Origin of the sequence: Rhodococcus sp. OK519, from assembly GCF_003051005.1 — a bacterium.
Lineage (GTDB): Bacteria > Actinomycetota > Actinomycetes > Mycobacteriales > Mycobacteriaceae > Prescottella.
The window spans coordinates 216,378-239,011 of the sequence record NZ_QAOW01000008.1; the positions used below are offsets into that span (position 1 = coordinate 216,378).

The 22,634-nt window shown below is 65.0% G+C and carries 17 protein-coding genes; 9 read left to right on the plus strand and 8 right to left on the minus strand.

Annotation, left to right across the window (positions count from 1 at the left end; genetic code table 11):
• Positions 1-57: 57 nt before the first annotated feature.
• On the minus strand, positions 58-975 hold the full coding sequence (locus C8K36_RS19870; RefSeq protein WP_107986238.1) for an alpha/beta fold hydrolase: 918 nt from the start codon (positions 973-975) through the stop codon (positions 58-60).
• Between the two features lie 93 nt (positions 976-1,068).
• On the opposite strand from C8K36_RS19870, the gene C8K36_RS19875 reads away from it, so the two are divergent.
• The gene (locus C8K36_RS19875) at positions 1,069-3,027 is read left to right on the plus strand and encodes a BTAD domain-containing putative transcriptional regulator (RefSeq protein WP_107986239.1); all 1,959 of its coding nucleotides are present in this window, start codon (positions 1,069-1,071) and stop codon (positions 3,025-3,027) included.
• Positions 3,028-3,037: 10 nt separating this feature from the next.
• Here the strand turns inward: C8K36_RS19875 and C8K36_RS19880 are convergent, their stop codons facing one another.
• A complete protein-coding gene (locus C8K36_RS19880) occupies positions 3,038-4,039 on the minus strand; it encodes an alpha/beta hydrolase (RefSeq protein WP_107986240.1) in 1,002 nt (333 codons plus the stop codon).
• Positions 4,040-4,334: 295 nt separating this feature from the next.
• On the opposite strand from C8K36_RS19880, the gene C8K36_RS19885 reads away from it, so the two are divergent.
• The 6 genes from C8K36_RS19885 to C8K36_RS19910 all read left to right on the plus strand — a co-directional run bounded on the left by C8K36_RS19885 (position 4,335) and on the right by C8K36_RS19910 (position 12,735).
• Positions 4,335-4,676, plus strand: coding sequence for a TraR/DksA family transcriptional regulator (locus C8K36_RS19885; protein WP_107986241.1), 342 nt, complete (start codon positions 4,335-4,337; stop codon positions 4,674-4,676).
• A 681-nt stretch (positions 4,677-5,357) separates the two neighbouring features.
• On the plus strand, positions 5,358-7,298 hold the full coding sequence (locus tag C8K36_RS19890; RefSeq protein ID WP_107986242.1) for a type I restriction-modification system subunit M: 1,941 nt from the start codon (positions 5,358-5,360) through the stop codon (positions 7,296-7,298).
• Positions 7,299-7,357: 59 nt separating this feature from the next.
• Positions 7,358-8,533 carry a restriction endonuclease subunit S gene (locus C8K36_RS19895; protein WP_258195506.1) on the plus strand — a complete coding sequence of 392 codons (1,176 nt, stop codon included), beginning with the start codon at positions 7,358-7,360 and terminating at the stop codon, positions 8,531-8,533.
• Positions 8,533-12,009, plus strand: coding sequence for a type I restriction endonuclease subunit R (locus tag C8K36_RS19900; RefSeq protein WP_107986244.1), 3,477 nt, complete (start codon positions 8,533-8,535; stop codon positions 12,007-12,009). The genes C8K36_RS19895 and C8K36_RS19900 overlap by 1 nt, the downstream gene beginning before the upstream one ends.
• A complete protein-coding gene (locus tag C8K36_RS19905; protein WP_107986245.1) occupies positions 12,002-12,523 on the plus strand; it encodes an endo-1,4-beta-xylanase in 522 nt (173 codons plus the stop codon). Before C8K36_RS19900 ends, C8K36_RS19905 begins: the two co-directional genes overlap by 8 nt.
• Positions 12,524-12,534: 11 nt before the next feature.
• Positions 12,535-12,735: a helix-turn-helix domain-containing protein gene (locus C8K36_RS19910; RefSeq protein ID WP_258195511.1), complete on the plus strand. Its 201-nt coding sequence runs from the start codon at positions 12,535-12,537 to the stop codon at positions 12,733-12,735.
• Here C8K36_RS19910 and C8K36_RS19915 read toward each other — a convergent pair.
• Together C8K36_RS19915 and C8K36_RS19920 are read right to left on the minus strand one after the other, a co-directional pair.
• Positions 12,713-13,021, minus strand: coding sequence for a hypothetical protein (locus C8K36_RS19915; RefSeq protein ID WP_107986247.1), 309 nt, complete (start codon positions 13,019-13,021; stop codon positions 12,713-12,715). The two genes, C8K36_RS19910 and C8K36_RS19915, sit on opposite strands and share 23 nt — an antisense overlap.
• Before the next feature lie 485 nt (positions 13,022-13,506).
• Positions 13,507-13,944: a hypothetical protein gene (locus C8K36_RS19920; RefSeq protein ID WP_107986248.1), complete on the minus strand. Its 438-nt coding sequence runs from the start codon at positions 13,942-13,944 to the stop codon at positions 13,507-13,509.
• Between the two features lie 376 nt (positions 13,945-14,320).
• Here C8K36_RS19920 and C8K36_RS19925 point away from each other — a divergent pair, with 376 nt between their 5' ends.
• Positions 14,321-15,175 carry a hypothetical protein gene (locus tag C8K36_RS19925; RefSeq protein WP_107986249.1) on the plus strand — a complete coding sequence of 285 codons (855 nt, stop codon included), beginning with the start codon at positions 14,321-14,323 and terminating at the stop codon, positions 15,173-15,175.
• A 25-nt stretch (positions 15,176-15,200) separates the two neighbouring features.
• On the opposite strand, the gene C8K36_RS19930 is transcribed toward C8K36_RS19925, so the two are convergent.
• Positions 15,201-16,571, minus strand: a complete 1,371-nt coding sequence (locus tag C8K36_RS19930; protein WP_107986250.1) for a hypothetical protein — start codon at positions 16,569-16,571, stop codon at positions 15,201-15,203.
• A 425-nt stretch (positions 16,572-16,996) separates the two neighbouring features.
• Here C8K36_RS19930 and C8K36_RS19935 point away from each other — a divergent pair, with 425 nt between their 5' ends.
• Complete coding sequence (locus C8K36_RS19935) at positions 16,997-17,371, plus strand: hypothetical protein (protein ID WP_107986251.1); 375 nt, start codon at positions 16,997-16,999, stop codon at positions 17,369-17,371.
• A gap of 341 nt (positions 17,372-17,712) precedes the next feature.
• Here the strand turns inward: C8K36_RS19935 and C8K36_RS24890 are convergent, their stop codons facing one another.
• The 3 genes from C8K36_RS24890 to C8K36_RS19950 form a co-directional block, all read right to left on the minus strand.
• The gene (locus C8K36_RS24890; RefSeq protein WP_181319645.1) at positions 17,713-18,456 is read right to left on the minus strand and encodes a hypothetical protein; all 744 of its coding nucleotides are present in this window, start codon (positions 18,454-18,456) and stop codon (positions 17,713-17,715) included.
• 275 nt (positions 18,457-18,731) lie between these two features.
• Complete coding sequence (locus C8K36_RS19945; protein ID WP_107986252.1) at positions 18,732-19,148, minus strand: hypothetical protein; 417 nt, start codon at positions 19,146-19,148, stop codon at positions 18,732-18,734.
• A gap of 269 nt (positions 19,149-19,417) precedes the next feature.
• On the minus strand, positions 19,418-21,001 hold the full coding sequence (locus tag C8K36_RS19950; protein ID WP_107986253.1) for an RNA-guided endonuclease InsQ/TnpB family protein: 1,584 nt from the start codon (positions 20,999-21,001) through the stop codon (positions 19,418-19,420).
• Positions 21,002-22,634: the final 1,633 nt, after the last annotated feature.

The window sequence follows — 22,634 nt, forward strand, 5'->3', positions numbered from 1 at the left end:
TTCGTAGCGGCGGCCAGGGAGGGGATTCCTCTCGGCCACCGCATATGGACTCCGCGGTCACAGTGCACTTCGGGTCGCCGGCTGTCGGACCAGGAGATCGCGAAGCACAGCGACGATCTCGTCCGACGACTCCTCCGCCATGAAGTGGCCCGCGTTCGTCGTCCGGTGGACCAGGTCGGGCGCCCAGGCCCGCCACAGCCCGACGGCGTCGTAGCCGAGAGCGTCACCCCAGTCCTGCTGGACGACGGTGACCGGCATCGTCAATCGGCGTCCCGACTCGCGGTCGGCGCGGTCGTGTTCGACGTCGATCCCGGCCGACGCCCGGTAGTCGGCGACGATCGACGGCACGGCCTCCCGCGACGCCCGAAGATATTCGGCGCGAACGTCGTCGGGGATCGCGGCACTGTTCTGCGTCCACACATCGAGGAAGTACCCGAAGAAGGCATCGGCGCTCGCCTCGATCATCCGCTCCGGAAGGCCCGGCGGTTGCGCCATCAGGTAGAGATGGAACGCCACGGCCGCGTTCGCGCCGTGCAGCACGTCCCACATGTCGAGGGTGGGCAGCACGTCGAGGGTCGCGAGGTGCGTAATGGTGTCGGGATGATCCAGCGCCGCGCGGACCGCGACGAGGGCGCCGCGATCGTGGCCGGCCAGGGCGAAGCGGTCGTGGCCGAGCGCTGCGGCCACGGCCACGATGTCAGCCGCCATGGTGCGCTTGGAGTACACGTCGGGGCTCGCCTCGACCGGCTTGTCGCTCGTGCCGTATCCACGCAGGTCCGGGCAGATGACCGTGTGATCGGAGGCGAGCGCGCGGGCAACGTGGCGCCACATGAGGTGGGTCTGCGGGAATCCGTGCAGGAGTACGATCGGGGCGCCCGTCCCGCCGGTAGCGACGTTGAGGTCGATGCCGTCGGCCGCGGTCAACCGCTGATAGTCGAAGCCGGGAATCGTGGGCCTGGGGTGCACTGCGGACATGTGTCGGTCCTTTCGCTGCCGGTGATGCGCTGTCCACCCTGGCGGGGCCGGATGAGCATTCGATGAGCAAATGACGGGAAGGGGCGCGCACCGGTGTCGACAACGTTCGGCGTACTCGGTCCGACCTCGGCGTGGGACGACAAGGGGCGTCCAGTCGCGTTGAGGGGTCCACGCCATCGCGCGGTCCTCGCCCGCCTGCTTGCGGCGCGCGGCCGTGTCGTCCCGCTGGGCGTGCTGATCGACGACCTCTGGGAGGATCCGCCCGACGGTGCTCCCAGCGCCGTGCGCACGTTCGTCGCCGCGCTACGCAGATCCCTCGAACCGGACCGGCCCCCACGCGCTGCCGCCACTCTGCTCGTCACCGAGGGGCCCGGATATGCGATACGCCCCGACCCGGACGCGGTCGACGCCTGGAACTTCGAGCGGATGGTCACCGAGGCCGCGGCCCTGCCTCCGGCCCACTCCCGCCAACTCCTCGACGCTGCGCTCGCGTCGTGGCGTGGGCCCGCCTACGCCGACGTCGACGAGATGGATTGGGCGCGAAGCGAACGCGCACGCCTGGAGCAGCTCCGGCTGGTGGCCGTGGAACGCCGAGCGGAGGCCCTCCTGGCACTCGATCGGGCAGCCGACGCCGTCCCGGACCTCGACGCGCACGTCACCGAGCATCCGTGGCGGGAGGAGGGGTGGCGGCTGCTCGGTCTCGCGCTCTACCGCTGCGGTCGGCAGGGCGAGTCGCTCGCCGTGCTGCGCCGCGCGCGGGCGCTGCTCGCGGACGACCTCGGGATCGATCCGTCCCCCGCGCTGACCCAGCTGGAAGTCGATGTCCTACAGCAGAATCCGGCACTGACTCCGGCTCGCGGCGGCACCGGCACGGAGCAGGTCTTCACCGCCGCGGCCGCGGCCTACCATCGGGTTTCCGGTGCCGGTTCCCGAGCCCAGCTCGAATCCGCGGTGAGCCTGCTGCGGAGTCTCGCGGTCACCGGCGGCGCCGGACTGACCGCAGCCCGCGAGCAACGGCTCGCAACCATCACCGCCGCAGAGCAACTCGGCGATCCCGTGCTCACCGCCCGGGTGATCGGAAGCTACGACGTGCCCGGCGTCTGGGCGCGCTCCGACGACCCCGAACAGGCGGCACGCGTCGTCGCGGCCGCCCGGCGTGCACTGACGGCCCTGCCCGACGGCAACGACAGTGTGCGCTCCCGGCTGCTCGCGGTCATCGCGATGGAGTCGCGCGGCACCCGCGACGTGGCCGCGGTCCGCGCGGCCGCGGAATCCGAGCGCCTGGCCCGCGACCTCGACGATCCCGCCCTGCTGGCACATGCCCTGAGCGGAGTGTTCATGCAGTCGTTCCACCGCTGCGGGCTTGCGCCCGAACGTGATTCCATCGGATGCGAGGTGCTTGCCCTGGCGCGACGGCACGCGTTGGTGAACTTCGAGGTCCTCGGCCACCTGATCCGCATGCAGGCACTCGGCGGACTGGGACGCTTCGACGATGCGGACCGCGAGGCCGACGCCGCAGAGGCGCTCGGCGCAATGCACGAGCGTCCGCTGGTGGCGCCGTTCGTCGCGTGGTACCGCGCGATGCGCCGTTCGGCGATCGGAATCCCCTGGGCGGAAGCAGAATCGGAGTACCACAGCGCCGATCGAAGCCTCGCGGGCTCCGGCATGCCGGGAGTGGACCGCGGAATCCTGCCATTGGCCCTGCTCTGCCTGCGCGTGTGGCAGCGTCGGCCGCTCGCGTTCGATCCCGGCACGGACTGGGGCCCGTACGAACCGTGGGCGCGGCCGCTGATCCTGCTGGCCGAGGACGATCGGGATCGGGCTGCTGCCGCGGCACGATCACTTCCCGATCCGCCCGCAGACCACCTCGCCGAGGCGCTGTGGGCGCTGACCGCGACGGCGGCGGTCGCAGTGAACGACACCGCGCTCATGAGGCGGAGCCGGGACGCGCTGGTTCCGGCGGCAGGGCAGATCGCTGGCGCGTCGAGCGGACTGCTGACCGCAGGCCCCGTCGACCACTACCTTGCGATGCTGTCGGACGCACTCGGCTGACGTCGGATCGTCAGATCTCCAGGGCGCGGGCCAGCGTCGGCCACGCCTCGCGCAGGTCGTCCTGCCAGTACGGCCACGAGTGGGTTCCGTAGGGGCGCAACAGGACCGTGGCGGGGATGTCGAGTTGACGCAGCCGATTGTCGAACAGTTCGGTGCACCACCGCGATGCCGCCTCGAGCGGACCGCCGACCACCACCTTCTCGAGCACGTCCGGCGCACCGAGCTCGTACGGCCCGGCGAGACCGTTGCCGGCCGAGACGAAGATGTCCTTGCCCCGCAACTGCTCCGCCAGCAGCAGCGGGTCGTGGCCGGCCCAGTCGGGCGACCCGGGCGGGCCCCACATGTTGTCGGCGTCGCCGCCCTTCGACGCGACGGTCCCCCGCACCGCGGCCTGCGATTCGAAGCGTCCGGTGTCCATGCAGCCGCTGAGCGCCGCCACCCCGCGGTAGAGGTCGGGATTGCGGGTGATGAGCGTCAGCGCGCCCTGCGCACCCATCGACAGCCCGGCGATGGCGTTGGTCCCGTCACCGTGGAACCGGGCGTCGACGATCGGTGGCAGCTCGCGCGTCAGGAACGTCTCCCACCGATTCTCGCCGAGGACCGGATCGGCTCTCTCCCAGTCGGTGTAGAAGCCTGCGGTGCCGCCGACGGGCAGGACCACGTTGACGTCCTTGTCCGCGAAGAACTCGACCGCGTCCGTCTTCTGTGTCCAGGTGCTCTCGGTGTAGTCCGACTCCGAACCGGCGCTGACGCCGTCGAGGAGATAGAGGGTGGGGCGCGGGGCCTTCCCCACGGGATGCAGGATCTGCACCTGCACCACCTTGCCCATGGCCGGAGAGAACACGAACAGCGCGGTCCGCTGGTCGGTCAGTTCGACGGCGCGATCGACGGTTGCGGCCGCTTCGACGGCTGGCGGCGCCTGCTCCACCGGCGTCGCGTGCGCCGTGAGCGCCGGCCCCAGCAGCGACAACGCGAGCACAGCCCCCGCCGTCGCCGCGGCTAATCGACCCATCTTTCCTCCGCCCTCCCCAGGGGTATCGGTGGACACCCACGGTACGTGCGGAACCCCTCCGTCGCCGGGCATCGGCCGATGGGTGGCCCACATCACGACGGTTGTCCGGAATACCCCCACAGCGGACGGCGTTGATGTGTTCGGATCGGTGTGCTCCGTGTCCCCCGGGCTCATTTATCAGCCTTCGCGGAGTTCCGTTCGGCTGGAGCCGCGTTGCGCCTTTCGCCGTGAGGCGACCGAGCACACCGGTCCGCTCTTCTTCTCTCCTCGCAGCCGCGCGAATGGAGGTCCGCTGATGGCCACGCCGGATCATCATGCCCGGATCGAGGCCGAACGCGCCGATGTGGATCGCCGCATCGCCTCCCTGACCGCGCGGTTCACCGCAATCCTCGAGGGCTCCGAGTTCACCACGGACGACGACGAGCACGATCCCGAAGGCTCGACCATCGCGTTCGAACGTGCGCAGGTCGCGACGCTCCTCGACGACGCGCGCCGCGAGGTCGACGAACTCGACGCGGCGACACGGCGGCTCGAGAACGGCACTTACGGGCTCTGCGCCAAGTGCGGCAAACCGATCAGTGAGGCGCGACTCGACGCCCTCCCCGCCGCCCGCACGTGCATCGACTGCTCGGGCTAGGACCTGCAACCTCGCCGTTCCACGAAAGAACCCCTCACCCGAACGAGCAGGTGAGGGGCCTCGAGCGGAAGCGGAGGGATTTGAACCCCCGGTGGGTTTAACGCCACGCTCGCTTTCAAGAAGTGAGCGTGCATAAACTCAGAATCCAGGAAGAGTTTCTCCTGGCCAGGCACCTTCCCTTCAGCTAACCGGTCCACGCCTGCACATGACACTCCGGCGATGTGTCATGTATGTGTCATGTCGACGCCTCCTGATGCCGTCTACGAAACTCACTATCGTTGTTCGCCCTCGCTTGAAACCCCGATCGCAGCGCCGACCTGAACACTTGGACCTCAGGGTGAGCAACCGCCAGGCGCGATCCTCGCCCGATGCCACCCCATCACGAGGCTCGAAGCGCATTCTCACCAGAACTCGCCGCGGCCGTCGGATACGTGGTTCTGGAGGCCGCCGCCGAAGACTCGCTTGCTGAACTCGTCTTGCTGCGCGTCGGTCTTGCCCAACCTGATCCGCGTTGGTGGCGCAGGGACAGATCCCCGTCGAGGCCGTCGAGGCAATCGGCGACCCGCTCCTGCAACCCATGACCGACCTACTGCGCGATCTTCTCGATACGCGTCACAACGGTAATGTAACGTTTCCGATACATTCAGACGCGCGCGACCGGGACCTATCGAGGACAGAGCATTGGCTGAGGCAGCAAGCAATACGACGACCGCACGCATCGTTTGGGAGACAGCCGACAAGTACTTGCGCAACATCGTTGACGAAGAGGATTACGGCGACTACATCCTCCCGTTCACGGTGCTTCGCCGCCTGGAGTGCATGCTCGCGGACACGAAGGAGGAGGTGACCGCGTTCGTCGCCTCGCTCAGCGGGATGCCGCCGCACCTGATCGACATCGCAGTGAAGGACAAGTTCGGGCTGAGCTTCTACAACGTCTCGCCGCTCAACCTCGCCACGATCTCCTCTGTCGACGACAACGTCGACAAGTCGCTGCAGAGCTACATCGACGGATTCTCGAACAACATCTCCGACATCTGGACCTCCTTCGACTTCAACCGCCGCGCGAAGGTTCTTGCCGACGCCAACCGACTGCTCGCCGTGGTCAAACACTTCTCGAAGCTCGACCTGTCCCCGGGCAAACTCGCCAACACCGCGATGGGGGATGTCTTCGAGGACGTGATGTACCGGGCCTTCAACAAGAAGGGGAAGGCCGCGGGTAACTTCTACACCCCGCGCGATGCAATCAAGCTCATGGTCGACATCCTGATCACCAACGATGACGACGGACTCGCAGGCGAGAGCGCCCTGCGTTCCATCTACGACCCGACCGCCGGCTCCGGCGGCATGCTGCTCGTCGCGCAGGACGCGCTCAAGCGGATGAACGAGAAGATCGACGTCACGCTCTACGGGCAGGAGCTCATGCCGTCGGCGTTCGCCCTTGGTAAGGCTGACCTGCTGATCCAGGGTGGCCGGCCGGACGCGATCAAGCAGGGCAACACCCTCCTCGAGGATCTGTACGGGGATCAGACCTTTGACTACGTGCTGTCCAATCCTCCGTTCGGCAAGGACTGGGAGGCCGACGAGAAGGCGGTCAAGGATCAGGCCAAAATTCACGGGTCGCGCTTCAGCCACGGTCTGCCGGGTACAAGTGACGGTCAGATGTTGTTCCTGGCCCACTGCGCATCGAAGCTCAGTCCCGCGGCCAAGAATGGTCAGGGTGGCCGCGCCGCCGTTGTCTCGAACCAATCGCCGCTGTTCAACAGCGACAACGGGCCGAACTCGATTCGCCAGTGGCTCCTCGAGGAAGACCTGATCGACGCGATCATCGGGCTGCCTACGAGCATGTTCTACGGCACCGGAATCGCAACTTACGTCTGGATCCTCGACACGAACAAGGATCCTGACCGCAAGGGCAAGATCCAACTCATCGACGGCTCAGGCCAGTGGGACCCACTGCGGAAGCCTATGGGCGACAAGCGCCGCGAAGTCGGGAAGAACCGTCGGGCGACAATACTCGAGGCGTACAAGGCGTTTGAGCAGGCTGACCCCGCGATCTCTCGCGTTATGACACCGGAGGACTTCATGTTCCGAGACGTGCCTGTGTACAAGCAGGCACGGTTCGCGACGTGCTTCAGCAACCCAGTCGTTGAATCGCTGCGCAGTCGTCGAGACTTCACCGAGGATCACGTCGCGATCCTGCGTTCTCTCGAGGGCACACCCTGGAACGACCTTCCGAAGACGTTCCAGGAAGCCGCGAAGGTTGCAGGGTTGAAGGCCCCAGTTGGTTTGGTTGACGCCGTGATGAAGGCGATGGCGGTGGCGGACGATTCCGCACCGTTGGCTGTCGACAGGAAGGGCAAACCGGTCATAGCCGCTGATTGGAAACTTACTGAACGTGTGCCGCTCAGTGAGGATCTCACCGAGCACATGAAACAAGAGGTACTGCCGTATGCGCCGGACGCTCTGTGGGACGAGAGCAAAGCAAAGCACGGCACGGACATCCCCTTTACGCGGATCTTTTACGTACCCGAAGAAACCCGTCCGCTTGGGGCAATCGACGCGGACGTGCAGAAGCTTATGAGCGAGCTGGCCGAGATTTTCACGACGGTGAGTAAAGAATGAGTGAATTTACCGGCAATTCCCCCCACTCGCCGGCATACGGAATTCCATCCCATTGGGGGGTGACCAAGTTTGGTTATCACTTCACAGAGAGCGACGAGAGGAACGGCTCGAATCCTGTCGGTAAATTGCTTTCAATCTCGGAATATCGAGGCGTTGAAGTAAACACGAGGACGGATGGCCAGAAGGCCTCGCTTGACGTTTCGAAGTATCGCGCGGTTCACCCTAATCAGCTTGCCGCGAATATGATGTGGCTAAATCATGGGGGTATCGGCGTATCGTCGCTAACCGGGCACATCAGTCCTGACTACAAGGTGTTCCAGATATCCGATAGTTTCGAGCCACGCTACGTACACCATCTCTTCCGCAGTTCGCGGTATGTCGGATATTTCTCGGCTATCGCCACGGGGGTGCGGCCAAACGCTCAACGAGTTACGAAGACCGTACTGGATGCAACCCCGGTACCGCTGCCGCCTCTGGACGAACAAGCGTGCATCGCTGACTACCTTGATCGAGAAACAGGCGAGATTGACCTAATAGTCGAAAAGCTAGACGAACTCGCAGCGAAGCTGGAAGCGCGTCGCGGAATCGCCATCTCGGACGAGATTGCACCACATTACCACGCGGGATCCATTCCCCTCGCGTTCGCATCGGATCCAGCACAGTTTTTTGACGGCGATTGGGTGGAGAGTAAGGACCAGGATCCCGAAGGAGAAATCCGGCTTCTTCAGCTCGCCGATATAGGCGTGGGGAGGTTTCTTGACAAGTCTGATCGCCACGTTAATCAGGAGGCGTTCGACCGCCTACAGTGTAAAGAGTTGTCTGTTGGCGACGTCCTAATTGCACGAATGCCCGAACCCATCAGCCGGGCGTGCATACTCCCTGAGGGTCTAGGACGATCGATCACGGTGGTAGATGTTGCAGTCCTTCGCCCGGATACGAGCAAGATCCTCCCCGAGTACCTTGCTTACGTTCTCAATAGTCGAAGGTTTCGCAGCCTGGTCGAGAGTCTGCAAGGCGGCTCCACCCGGCAGCGAATCCCTCGTTCGCGGCTCGGGCAGCAGCATGTTCCATTCGTGAGCATTGAGACGCAGCGGGTCTCCATCGTCAGACTCGACGAGATCACGGGGAAGATCGATGCCATGCTTGCCAAGGTCGCCAGCCTCAAGGCTCTGCTCATCGAACGCCGCGTGGCGTTGATCACCGACGTCGTCACCGGCCGGAAAGAGGTCGCATGATGAGCGATGCGCAGCTGATGGAGCTGGAGTTCGAGCGCAACCTCTGCACCGAGCTCGCGGAACGTGGATGGCTATACGAGAATGAGGGCAAACCGACCGGCTGGGACATCGGTCTGGCGATGGCCCCCGCCGACGTTCTGAACTGGCTCACAACCCAGTACCCGGACGAGTACGAGAAGGCCGTGCCTGCAGACCTCGTCGGCAGACAACAGACCGACGCCGAGCGGAAGCTGTTGCAGCACATCACCAAAGAGCTCGCCAAGGCGACGAAGATGGACGCCACCACCGGCCACCCGGTCGGCGGCCTCCTCGGTGTCCTGCGCAAGGGCTTCACTTATGCCCAGGTCGGCCGCCCCGCCGCGAAGTTCGGGCCGATGATGGTTTTCCCGCCGGCGAACCCGAACCTCACCGAGGTCGTGGAGGCTGCCGACGCGGTGCGCCTGCGCATCCTGCGGCAGGTGCGTTTCGACACCGCGACCACCGAGACCATTGACGTCGTGCTCCTCGCGAACGGCCTGCCGGTAGTGACGCTGGAGCTGAAGACCGACAACACCCAGACGGTCAACCATGCAATCCGTCAGTACAAGGAAGACCGCCGGCCGGGAAAGAACCGGGCACTGCTGGTGCCCGGTCGCGCGCTGGTGCACTTCGCGGTGTCGAATGACCTCGTCTACATGACCACGAAGCTGGAGGGCGAGGACACCGTGTTCCTGCCCTTCAATCAGGGCAACGAAGGCCACGAGGGCAATCCGCCTTCAGACACCGGATCGTCGACGAACTACCTTTGGCGTGAGATCCTCGCCCGCCCATCGTTTATGCGCATCCTGAAGGACTTCGCGCTGTTCGAGCCGAGCAAGTCCGGCAAGAAGGACGGTCGGCTGGTGTTCCCGCGTTTCCACCAACTACGCGCCGTCGAGAGAGTCGTCGACGACATCGAGGCGAATGGGACCGGGAAGCGTTACCTGATTTGGCACTCCGCGGGCTCCGGCAAGACGAAGACGATCGCGTGGCTCAGTCACCGGCTAATCCGGCATATGAGCGCGGACTCGAAGTCGACGTTCGACTCGGTCATCGTCGTCACCGACCGCAATGTGCTCGACGAGAACATCCGACACGACATGAACCTGGTGCAGTCCAGCAAGGGATTGGTAGTCACCGTCGGGGAGAAGTCTGGGGCGAAGTCACCCCAGCTGAGGAAGGCGCTCGTCGAGGGCGACCACATCATCACCTGCACCCTCCAGACGTTCCCGGAAGTCATGAAGCTGATCGAGGACAGCGAAGAGCTGCGCGGCCGGCGGTGGGCGGTGATCGCAGACGAAGCGCACTCCTCGCAGTCAGGGTCCGCAGCGAAGAAGCTGAAGGAGCTGCTGGTCGACGTTGAGCTCGATCCGGACGATGAGGACATCAGCGCCGACGACCTGCTGCTGGCGAAGGACTCGGCGATCGCTGCGTCTAGCAACATCACGTTCGTGGCGCTTACCGCGACTCCCAAGGCGAAGACGCTGCGACTGTTCGGCACTGAGCGCGACGGACGGTGGGAAGCCTTCGACACGTACACGATGGCGCAGGCGATCGAGGAGGGCTTCATCCTCGACGTTCTCACCAACTACTCGACCTACGACATGTTCCTACGGGTGAAGAACACCTTGGAGGGCGAGACCGAGATCCGAGTCAACACCGGCGAGGCGGTCACCAACATCGTCCGGTTCGCCCGGCTGCACCCGACGGCGATCGCGCAGAAGGTCCGTGTCGTCATCGAGCATTTCCGGCGGAACGTGATGGATGTGCTCGGCGGCGAGGCAAGGGCGATGGTCGTCACCAGTTCACGCATCGAGGCGCTCAGATGGTCGAAGAAGATGAATTCCTACCTCGACGAGCAGGGCTACACCGACATGAAGACCCTAGTCGCCTTCTCCGGTTCACTCACCGATGAGGACACCGGCGAATCCGTCACCGAGGTCTCGCTCAACGACCGCAGCGACGTCGCCCGCACGTTCCGCGAGGAAAGCGAGAACCGCGTGCTCATCGTTGCCAATAAGTTCCAAACCGGCTTCGACGAGCCACGGTTAATGGCGATGTACGTCGACAAGAAGCTCTCTGGCGTCGCGACCGTCCAGACACTCTCTCGGCTCAACCGCACTTACCCGGGCAAGACCGCGCCGATGGTCGTGGACTTCCGGAACTCGCCGGCGAGCATCCAGAAGGACTTCAAGCTCTACTACTCCGACGCCCACGTCGAGGGAGACGTCGACCCGAACGCTCTGTACACGCTCGGTGAACGCCTCGACACCGCCGACATGTACTCGCATGACGAGATGGACGCCGTCGCTGACGCCTTCCTCACCTATTCAGGCGGGGAGGCAATCGCGAAGTCCCTCGCGCCGATCAAGAATCGCTGGAACGGTCAGATGCGACAGGCAGTGCTCGGCAAGGACAAGGCGAAGCGCGAGGAACTTCAGCAGTTCCGCGCTGACGTGATCAGCTACCGCAACGCCTGGCAGTTCCTCAGCCAGATTGTCGACTACCAGGACGCGGACCTGCCCCGCCGTGCGATCCTGGCCACGCTCCTGGCGCGCAACCTGCACGCCGATGGCGACGACTACGACGACAGCTACTTGGAGGGCGTGCAGCTCTCGGGTGTGAAGCTCGTACCGTCCGCGATCGGTGAGGACTACTCGCTGAGTGAGGGCAACAGTGACGGAATCAAGTTGCCCACCTTCGATGGAGAGCACAAAGGCGGCGGCGCGACACCGCCGCGGGGGCCGCTTGCCGAGGCCATCGACAAGGTAAACGAGATGTTCCAGGCGAAGGGTGTCGATGTGAGCCCGGAGAGCGTGTCCGGGTTCATCACGACGTTCTGGGGTTTCCTCGACGCGAACGAAAATGCTGTGGCAATGGCGAAGAACAACACCATCGCTCAGCTCAAGGCTTCTGAAGGATTCAGCGGCGCTGTCGGTCTCGCGGTACTGAAGACGGTCAAGGAGACGCAGGAGATCCAGTCGTACATGACCGATCCAGCGTTCCTCGAGGCGATCACTGACATCGCTGCGGATGCAATCCACACTCGGTATCGCAAAGCCCAGGATGCCGGGAACGACGTTGACCTGACCGAGGACGCGCGAACCGCACGGAAGGTACTCGGCGCGTTGGCTTCCCTTGAGGATGGCTGGTTCGACGGCGATGCAGGAGAAGCTATCTCGACACTGGTGATTAGTCGAGGCGCTGAGGTCATCGACGCGATGACGGATCTCGGGAATGTCACGAAATCGATCTTCCCGACCGAAGAAGGCGGTGTTCGATTCTACTGGCCCGACGCCGAGAATCAGCTGTCGATCGAAGTGGAGCCCTCAGGTGCGCTCTACATTCACACCGCCGACGTGGCAGCGGGGACATTCCAGGACGCAGCGGTGCCCCGAGACGCCGACATAACCGATCGACTCGCGACGTGGTTGGCCGAGGACGACGCCGATGAGTGAGGACGTAGGTGTGCCGAGACGTGAACGGATTGACGTCGGTGAGACGGAACTTTTGCGCCCAATCATTGATGCCTGGTGCATCGACGGTGTAGTCGATCCGCAAGCGTTCAACCTCAGTAGTGCGGACAAAAAAGACTTCAATCGCATGTCTGTCGTACGCGGCGACGTAACAACTCCCGAGCAGGCGTACTTGGCCCGAGCCACCTCGATAAGAGCTCGGTGTGACGCCTCGGGAAAATCGTATACACCTCCGGTCGGCGTCCTGGCCGTGACCGTCGAAGAAGTCGAGTCCGTCGAGATCAAGTCGCCCGCAGGCAGCGAAGACCGAACGCCACTCACCGTGTGGGACGACTCGATGAATGACGATCGTCCAGATGACCACGGCCATATCGACTTCAACGACGTACCCCCCACCGACAAGGGAGCGTGCTTGCTCGCCGCGAAGACGATGCTGGCAATGGCACAAGCCCGCGGCTGGAAGTACAGACCTGTGGAGCCTGCGGAGGAGCCATGACCGATCCAGCCATGGGCCTGGCTTCCGTCGGCGACGCTGTCCGGGGCGCGCGCCGTGAACGCAGGTGGTCTCAGACCCAACTGGGTGACGCAGCAGGGGTGTCCCGGCCGACGATCGCGCGTATCGAACGCGGTGATGACGTATCGGTCGGGACCCTCGTTAAGGTGACTGCAGCTGTAGGGCTGACGGTCAAGATCGAGGCGGCGCAGTAGGCCCCGCCTGCTCCTCGCGGACAAACGCCGCCACAATCGAAACACCCTCGGGCAGCGTCACGCCCTCAGCGATCTGCTGGGCCGCCGGTGCCTGACCGGGCGACTCCTCGCCGCCGTCTCTGAAACGCACCGTCTCCCGACACTCGCCGCCCGCGGCTGCGTGCTCGTCGTGCTCGCTGTGTTGTTGGTCGTGGTCTCCTCGCTGCTGCAGCCCGCCAACGTCAGCGCGACTGCTGCGGCCGCCCGAGCGCAGAAGATGCTCATCTTCTTCAATGCTCGACAGCATCGCAGAGCCACCGATCGTTCTCACGGGCTGTGGCCGTCCCAAACGAGCGTGTCTATCGCACAACCTTCTCAGTGACACGGTCAGCATCCTGATGTCGGCGGCCGGGTTCAACCAGGTTGCGGCGTCTCAGAAGTTAATCGGCCGCCCGGAGGTCACTCCGCCAAGTCGACCACTCGCAAAGCCGGTCGTCGTCGAACAAGTTTCGAGCTCGGGTGGCGTTGTTGCGCCGCCTCAGCCAGTCCGAAGACCTACTGATGCGGGTACTCGGACGGCGGGGGCCGGCGAGGAAACCAAACCGTGGGGCAGGTCATCCTGTCACCTGATCTTGCAGCAGTCCCGTTCCAGGCGGAGAGTGGCCTGCTGCAAGGTGCCAGCGATCCATCCAAGGACCGCCAGGGGAACAGCGAAGAGCAACGATCGCCAGAAGGACGACCAGCACACCAGCCCAGCGATCGACAAACCCGACGAGTGGGCGTCTCAAGGTTTCAGTGGCGGTGGCTGAGGCTGGGGGCACCACCGCTGACGACCCGGCGGACCCCCACGGTCGATGTTGGCCGGCCCGTTCGGGCCTTGGCTGCGCGGATGCGGCTTCGTCCCAGTTCGTCGAAGACCTTCTGGAGGTCCTCCTTGCCGCCGGTGGCCTTGCCACCGGCGGTTCGGCGGCCCCGTAGGTTCTTCATGTCCTTGCGGTCCTGCTTGGTGGGCTGACCGGATCGCACCCGCTCGGCATGGTTGCGGAACGCTTCGAGCTTGGCGAGTGCGTCCAGTTCGGCTTGCACCGCCAATCCGCTCTCCGTGCGGGCCTTCAGCTTCTGGAGCGTCTCGTCGAGCCGCTTCGGATCTGCGCGTAGGTGAGCGAACCTCTTGAGGTCATGCTCCGTCAGCACGCCCTGTCGCTGTTTCGACTTCTTCGGCTTGGCCATGTCGGGAATCGTAGGTTCGGCCCCCGACACCTCGAGACGGCGGCATCGCCAAAACCCGCTTCCCCCACTCCGCCACCTCGCCACTCCTACTTTCTGCGCGATCACAGACGGGAATTTCCTTTCCCGCAGCGTCTCCGGCAAAAGGCCGCCTCAGCGCGCATTTGGATGTCCGTGAGGACTCCGCACCGCCGGGTGGGCCGCGGGGTTGTTCGGCCAGCGCGCAGGGCGCACGCCTACGACACTGCAGCGCACGCTGGCGAAACCTCCAGAAACCACGCTTTACCTGACGAATTCGCGTCACCGTTCAGAGGAACGCCCGAGTCGCTCTAGAGATAGCGTGGCGTCCGACGGAGAACGGCCGCGCGAGGAGCCCTAAATGGATCGTGACGATGCAGTCGTCGGTGAGCGTTACGCATACCGTGCACGGGCCGTGGACCCGCTGGTCGAGGTCGAGGTACTGAAAGTGGGAACGCAACGGCCGGCTCGGGTTCAGATTCGATGGGTTGACGAGGAGTTCGAGGGACGGCAGGAGTGGGTGCCGCCGACCCGGTTGAAGGTGGTGTGGAGCGGCGTCGAGAACTTCGTTGCTGACGAGGCCCGGTGGGCGGCTGTTCGAGAGCCGTCGCCGGGCAGGAACTGCATAGAAGACTCGGTGGTGTGGGAGATCTTCGACGCCGGCATCGACGCCGATATCGCAGAGTGCGGCTACAACGCGGATTCCGGTGTGATCAAGATCCATGACGTCACACGACTTTCGGAGCTGCTGGACATCCCGGAGGTGGAGCTTCGAGCGGATCCGCGTTCCTTCGAGCTGGGGTCAACGCTGGTTGCCTCCTGGGTGATCACCGAGCTGGTGTCACGGCGGGCGGCAGTCAAGTTCGCCGACCGGTTGTTGGAGCAGGTCGCGGTCGATGACCAAAAAGCACAGCAGGAAGCTATTCACGGCTACTACACGCGCGGCCGGAGTCGGGACGACGTCCGCCATATGTCTGCGGAGATCTGCCGGGAGGTGGACGTCGAGTACGGCGCACCTCGCCGGGCGCTGATGCGGGAGTGGTGTGGCAGCGCGGCAGTCGAGCGGCAGGACGAACTGGTGGCGCTGCGGGAGGAAGTGCTGAGACTGGGAGGGCTGGTGCAGCAGGCTGCCGATCGGTTGCGTCAGGCCGGGTTCTCCGCCGATGCACACGACCTCGAGCGGCGGTTGGGCGTTCCGGTCGACGAGGTGCGCTAGATCCTTCTCGGACGATTCGGCACGGCTAGCGGAATCTCGATCTGGGGGTCGGTGGGTAGGCGGCATCCATGTCGGAGGGCATGTATGGGTCGAGGTCGTCGTCGGTGGCGTCCGGCTCGTCCCATCGCTGGAGCTCGACGTGCCGGAGCGGGTCGAGGCGATCAGCCTCAGTAGAGACGAACAGCTGCCAGCCGCGGATCTCGCTGGCAGTCCCCGGGTTCTTGCACCTGTCGAGGAGTTCTTCAAGGTCCTGGGCGTAGGCGCGCAGCCGGCGCGCGTGGTCGAGGTCGTCGAGTTGAGAGAGAACACGGGCACGGTTGTGCGCGAGTGTGAGCTGGCGGCGCGCATCCGTGCGGGCGGTGCGCCAGAGACGTGCGAGTCGTTGTTCTTCCGCCTCATGCGCGAGGGTTCTGTCGAGGTTGTCCTGTGCTTGCCGTTCGAAGTCGTCGAGGATTTCGGGGAGTTTGTCGTCGAGAGTCCAGCGGGTGCGATCCGCCCACCGGCGAACGCCCCATTTCTGGTCGTAGTGCAGGATCAGTCGGCCGGAGGGCACCGTCACCGTGCGGGCGCTGACCCGTTGCCAGGAGTACTTCGCACTCGCCACCTCGTCGGCCGGGTATTCGTCGACCTTGTCTTCCTCTTCGCCGAGCACGTAGCGCTGGGTGTATCCGTGGCGTTGGAGCTGGAATCCCGGAGAACCATCGGGGTGGAGTTCCAGCTGGTATCCGCGGCGCAGGGTTTCGGTGGCCAACGCCTGCATGATGCGCAAGGCACGAGGACGTGCCTGTTCGGAGACCCCCAGCCTGGGCGGTTCGGCCAACAGGAGCCGCACCGCAGGGTTTTGTTCGTCGACCTCGGTCGGCACCGGTACTGGGCGGCGGGGAGTCGGGATCGGGGGCTGATCGTCGAGGTAGATGGCCAGTGGTCCTCGATCGCGGCCGGTGTGCCGCAGGTATTTCCCGTCGGGGATGAGCCCGGACCCCAACGCCGCGTGGATGGCGCGGCGCCATGCTGCGCGTTCGGCCTGGGTCGGGGATGCGAGCTCGATACGACCGTCGACGAGCAGTCTCTCCACCAGTTCGGGCGGCGAGACCGCTGGCGGCCCCGGCACCGCCGGCTTCGGTATGGGCGTCGTTCGAGGGGAGGGAAGGCGGCGGTGCTTCTTGGCCGAGAAGTGGTCATCGGGGTAGACGCCGTGGTCAAGGTAGTACCGGCCGGCGGGCTCGATGACGGCGCTCCACCCGTCTTTCTTCGACACCGCGACAAGACGCCTGTTTTGCAGAGAAAGCGCCGTGGTCTTGTAGGTGTGATCGGACCACTCACGCGGCGGGCAACCGTCCGCGATCCACCGCAAGATATCGAGCTGACGGGGACTCAACGGCGAGGACAGCGACATTCTCTACTGGTACCAGCTGCCGACCACAGATTGAGCGATGTCGGCGAGTCGGGCATCACTCACAGGTGTTGACCATGACTGGATTCGAAGACAACGTAAGGGCCAGCGCCCGGCCGGACACTTCTTCATCCGGCCGAACACTTCTTCATATGGGCGAGAAACCGCATCGGCACCATCGCCGGGAGACAGGCAACGCTTCTCCACGCTGCGGGATACCTGTGCCGGGCAGGTGTCCGCGGAGACTGCCCCCTGTTGCCTTGCGTCTGGCCCTGGTCTACTGCTCACAAGGGCCGGAGAACTACGGTCACCCCTGGTCGGATTTGGTCGAGTCAGAACCCTTATCGATCCGACGGTTTGAGTGTCTGGCTTCCGCCCGATTCGCGACCTCAGCACTCAGCTGTAACACAACACCGAAAGGCAACACCATGCCCAACAACAACATTCACGACCCGTCTGTCGAGAACGCCGACAGATCCTTCAACCTCATTCCCCTGGAGCAGGCTCCCGGTTTGGTTCTCGGGATGGTCGCCCGCTTCGCTGAAGGTCTGCCAGAACCAATGGTCATCGGCGCGAACGATCAGCCAGTGGCCGCCTTGATCCCCATCGATGACCTCCTTCGGCTTCGTGAATACGACCGGCGTGCTCTCGATTCCGAGGATGCGTTCTACTCCGAACTCGATCACCGGCTTCATCATTCGGACATCGAGCAGGCGGTGATAGACCTCGCCGACTTCGCCCGGTCTCTCGGGCCGATCGGAGAGCAGCGGGCCGACCGACGTCCCCACAACGAACAGGACTGACGAGGTACCCAGCCCCCACACTCACCCGGATTCGAGGGGCCACGGGAGCGCACAGCCCCCTTTCGCCACCCCGGCCGAACCGCGTTGTCAACGGCGGAGTGGAGGGGCCTGAGCGCAGCTCGTTCCAGGCGGTGAGGGTGTTCGCCAGCGCCTGCTGGCACCTCGCGTCCCAGACCTTGACCGCATCGGCGGTGGCGAGCCGCAGCTCCCACTCGCTGGCAGGGGCCGCGGGTGGAGCGACCCGGTTGCCGCGTTTCGGGTTCACGCAGCGTCCGGTGCGGGGACGGCACCGTGATCCTCGCCGGTGTCGGCCGCCAAGATCGCCTCAGCCAGGTGGCCGGTCAGTTTCCGGTCATCATGGCGAACCAATCCCGCCAACCGGATTTGAACCCCTGCTTGTACGAGGCCGGGAACCGCTCGGACGGCGGCAGGGTGAGCCAAGCGTCTGCATCGTCCGGTCCCGCGGCAGCTGCGTGTGCGGCGGCGGCATCCCATCCGGCTTGCTGTCCGATGTCATGGCGTTCGATGTACTCCGAGTCCTCCCATAACAGTCGACGCAACTTGTCTTTGTCGGTATCGGCGAGATGCCCGTACCGCTCCTTCGCGATTCGGCCGGTGACACCCAATTCGGAACCGATCGTGCTCCAGTCATACTGCGCATTACGGGCCGCCCAGATACCGCCGACGAACGCCACCTCGGACCGTGCGCGGACCGCAGCCCGGAGTAGACGCAGCGCCCTGATGTCACGCCATGCGACGGCCCACTCCGCAGGTGTCGGCTCCCAATCCTCGAACATGCGGCTGTACTCGTCGGCGTGGGCGATGATCTCCTCCACTGGCTTCAGCGACGGCGGTTCATCGTCGAGAAACCCGTACTGCGCCTTGACCTCGAGGACCGTCTCGTCAAGGGCGACGGCGATCGCAACCCAGCCATCACCGGCCTCCCGCGCTGCGCGGACAGCGTTGAACAAGTCGGTGTCGGATCCGCCGCGCGCCGCCAGGATCGCCCGGAAGTGCCGTGCGTCGCGAGCGGGACAATTTTCGGGATCTACGCTGTCGAGTCGATACTCGTTCTCGTCACTCACGCCCATCCCACTTCCGCAGAGCACCCTCAACCGCCTCACAGGACTGTGCGACGCACTCCAGATCGGCGGTGGGGAGCCCCTGCATGCCAGCCTTCACCCCTATCACGTCTTGTCGCAGCGATTCGTTGAAATGCCCTCTACCCCAGGATCGATAGGCATCGAGGACTGGAGGCCACCGCGGTGACAGGTTGCGCATGTCGTTACTGGTCTCGTCGGCCCAGGAGACCACCGCCAGTTCCCCCGTGAAGGGCTGCCCGACACAGTACGTCGCAAGCTCACATCCCCCGTCGGGCGTGGTCGATCACGTTGTCGACAGCGATCTCGGTGAACTGTCCCGCTTCGAGGTCCTCGAGCGGGCTGTTCCCGTCGAGCATGTCGGTCGCGGTCAGCCACCAACTCGCGGAACCGTAAGGGTCTGCGCCGACGTAGAGGCGTCGGTTCGCGTGACGGACGACGTCGTAGATCCGGTGCCGGCAGGTGTCGAACTGGAAGACCGGGTACAGGTAGTTCGGGCGGGCGCCGACGGGCAGGCCAATCAGATCGCCTGCCTGCCGGTGCTCTTGGGCGACACTGGGGGTCGAGGCAGCGGCCGGTGCCAGAATCCGGGCGACCTCCGTGGAGTCGACCACGACCAGTGAGTCGAGGATCAGCCTCTTGGCAATATCCAGGTCCGACTGCCGTGACGTGGCCATACATGCGAGGCTACCTCGAACCTGATCTAGGACAGTTCGGGCGGGAAGTCGTTGGCGCTCCGGATCGACGTGACCGCCTGGGACGAACGAGGCGAGAACGTCCTCTTCCAGGGTCCCCTTGTCTATAGGACCGTCTCCGTACACGCGGGTGAGATTGATTCTCGCGCCGAAGAGCTCGAACATGGGACCGACCCCGTACACGCGAGTGAGATGCTTCCTGATCTGGTGAGATGCACTCGACTGCAACGGTTCCCGATCAGTTCCCGGTATCACGGAGTGGGGGCGGGAGGTCCATTGCTGGCCTCTGTTGGCCTGCCTTTCGGCAGGTCTGCCGGACCCCAACACCGGGCCGGCCGTGACCGGCTAGGTGTTGGGGTGTCGCAGCGTTTAACGTCGGCCGTATCCACGGGCGACGGGGTGAGGGCGAGTGAACGGATGTTGCGGGCAGCGTTGAGATCACGGTCGAGGACTAGGCCGCACTGCTCGCAGTGATACACCCGCTCGGACAGACGCAGCGTGGCTTTTACTGCGCCGCAGCCTGAGCAGGTCTTCGAGGTCGGCACGAACCTGTCGACAATGACCAGGCATGCGCCGTACCACGACGTCTTGTAGTGAAGTTGTCGACGAAGCTCCCTGAACCCGGCGCGGCGGATCGACCGGTTCAGGCCGGCCTTGGAACGCCGACTGTTGGGCAGGAAGCTGCCCGGGTGGTCGGGGTCGGGTTTGGGGTGCGGGGCGGCTGTCATCCCAGCCACCGCCAGATCTTCGATTCCGACCGTCTCGAAGCCGATCGCGATCCGTTTCGTCACCTCATGCAAACGTCCCCGACGTCGGACCGCGTCGACGCGCTGCAACCGCGCGATCCTGCGGGTGGTCTCCACCCATCCTGCCGAGGGGCCCTGCTCATGGGTGGGGCCGCGCTGCCGGGCGGCACGGCGTTGAAGTCGGCGCAGACGCTGCCAGAAGGCGGCAGATGGGTAGCCGGCGGTCAGTTCATCGGTCGACAGCGCGACCAGCGAATGCACTCCCACATCGACGCCGACCGCTCCGGCGGTCCGCTGCCGCCGGGTGGTCACCGGCGCCGAAATCACCTCGGCAGGAACATCGAGGACGATACTGACCGTCCATCCGGTGCCGCGCCGGACGAATCGAACAGATTTGGGGATAGCACCACGCTGGATCCAGCGACGCAGCCGACGGGTGTTCTCGTGTACCCGCAGCGAACCAAGGTTGGGGACACGAATCCGGTGGCCCTGTTCGATCACCTTCCACGGATCGGTACGGCGGCCGGTGACGCTGAGGTTGAAGATCGCGAACGAGTCCTTCGAACGGCCCTTTTTCTTGAACCGTGGCCATCCGGCGGGACGGCCGTCCTTGCGTGGCTTGCGTGGTGGCCGGTCTGGAGACCTGGCACGGTCCCAGTAGCGGACGATCGCGGTGTCGAGGTTGCCGAGCGCGGTACTCATGGCGTGTCGGGGGACGCCGTGGTTCTCGGCGTGCCACCAGTGGAATCGGCTGTTCGGGTCGCGGGTGAGTTCGGTGAACCGACGACCGAGCGAGGTCCTGTTGGGACGCCGACGCAAGTCCTGGGGCGCCTGAAGCAGCGACCCCCTACGCCAGTCCACATCGCCAAGCAGGGTCTGCGCCTCGCCCTCGGTACGGGTGACCGCGCGGGCGCGCTCGCGCAGCCACGCATACTGCCGTGCTTCCCATTCGTTGATAGTGGCCAAGCCCCAGTTGTACACCGCGCGAGAGGTGCCAGCAGACCGCTCGAGCAGCAGCTGCTGACGGTCGGTCAGTGCCGCCGCATCGAGGTGAAGCAGCACTGCGCGTGAACATGTCATGTCGGCCATAACGGATTCCCTCGATCCTCGATCAGATCTCGTAGTCCTCCTTCTGGTGTAGCACCCCCAACCGATACGCAACAGAGGGAAGCGCGGAATTTCCTTCCAGGGAAGGGTTTTCGCCGATCCGAGCCGATGCTCCCTCTGACCGTGTCCGGCGCCCGATCCGTGGCGTGGGAGTTTCCGATGAACAATCCAGGAACCTCGATTACGAACAGCTGGTGGTGAATTCAACGACGCGCCGAAGCGGAGACCGCGGACTGCACCTGGCGGCAATCCCGGTGCCGGGGCATGCGAGCGGCGGAGAGAATCGAAGCAACGGCACCCGAGAACCGAAAACAGTGGGAAACAAAAGACATTCACAGAGTCCCGAAATTTCTTCCGAAGTAACGAGATCGAGTTTCCCTCCACCGCATCCCGCCGACACCGCGTGGGGTCGTTGGGCGACAGAGAAAGCGCCGCTGTATCGCCCGGCGAATCCGAGCCCGGATACCTGGCACAGACGCACTACCGGCAGCCCTCACGACAAACCTGCCACACCGCCACGTCCACCCGGACGAGGCGCCCACACCACCGCCGATCCGACACGACCGGCCCGCGACGAGGGTGAACACACCCGGGCCCACCCCGGTGGCGCGCTCGCCCCCACAGCACCCTCCGGGTGCTCACTCCGCGAGTGTCCACCGCCCCCAAATCCACCCCGACTCCGGGGCCGCACCGGCCACCCTCGCCAGCCCGGCCGACACCCGGCCGGCGAGCACCGCCAGGCGGCCGAATCAGGCCACCCGACAGGGCCGGTGACGTCACCAATTCACTCGTGCCGGATCGCCGCGCGACAGGGGTGCCAGATCGACCCGAGGCACCGGCACCGACCCCTGCCCCCGTGTCCCGGCGACGGGCTCGTGAACTCCAGGAGTCCGGCGAGCGGGGCTGCCACGTCGGCACCCGGATCCCTGGATCCGTCACCGGTGTCGCCCCGGGGGACGTCCGACCACTGCGACAGCAGTGTCGGAACATCCTTCGCGACCGGGTCGCGTCCACCCGGGTGGCGAGCGAGCGAGCTACCCGCGCATCGAGGTCCGGTCACCGGGGGGTGACACCCCTGCCGTGCCAGCGGAGCGCAGCAGGGCGGGCCACCGGGCAGCCGGCCCCACCCGTCGCAGACGAGCGCGCCAGGGGCGCGAACCAGGTCGGCACGACGCAGCGGCAGCAGTGGTTGGGAGCGAGCGAGCAACCACCCCGGGAAGGGCCGCAGGCGCGCAGCGCCGAGCACCGGTCCGGACACAGGCCGCGGCGGATCGGGCACCCCGCAGGGGTCGTCGTCAGGAGTGAACGAGAAGGCCGCCCGCGGCCGCCCGAGAGAGCCCTGGCGGCGATAAGGACCCTCGCGCAGCGAGGGCGACGAGGCGCCAGCCGAGGAGGTCGTCCCGGCTCTGCCGGGCAAACGAAGGGTGTAGTGAGCGAAGCGAACGAAACCCGAAGTGCGTCACGACTCCTTATGCCCTTTTTGATTCGAGCCATAGTAAGCGGCTCCGAGCGTCAGCGAGGGGAGCTTGCGTAGTTGGCGATCTGGGGAAACAGGCAACTTTCGCCGGTCTTGCGACCCGTCGCAGGAACGTGAGACACCCTCGATACAGGGGGT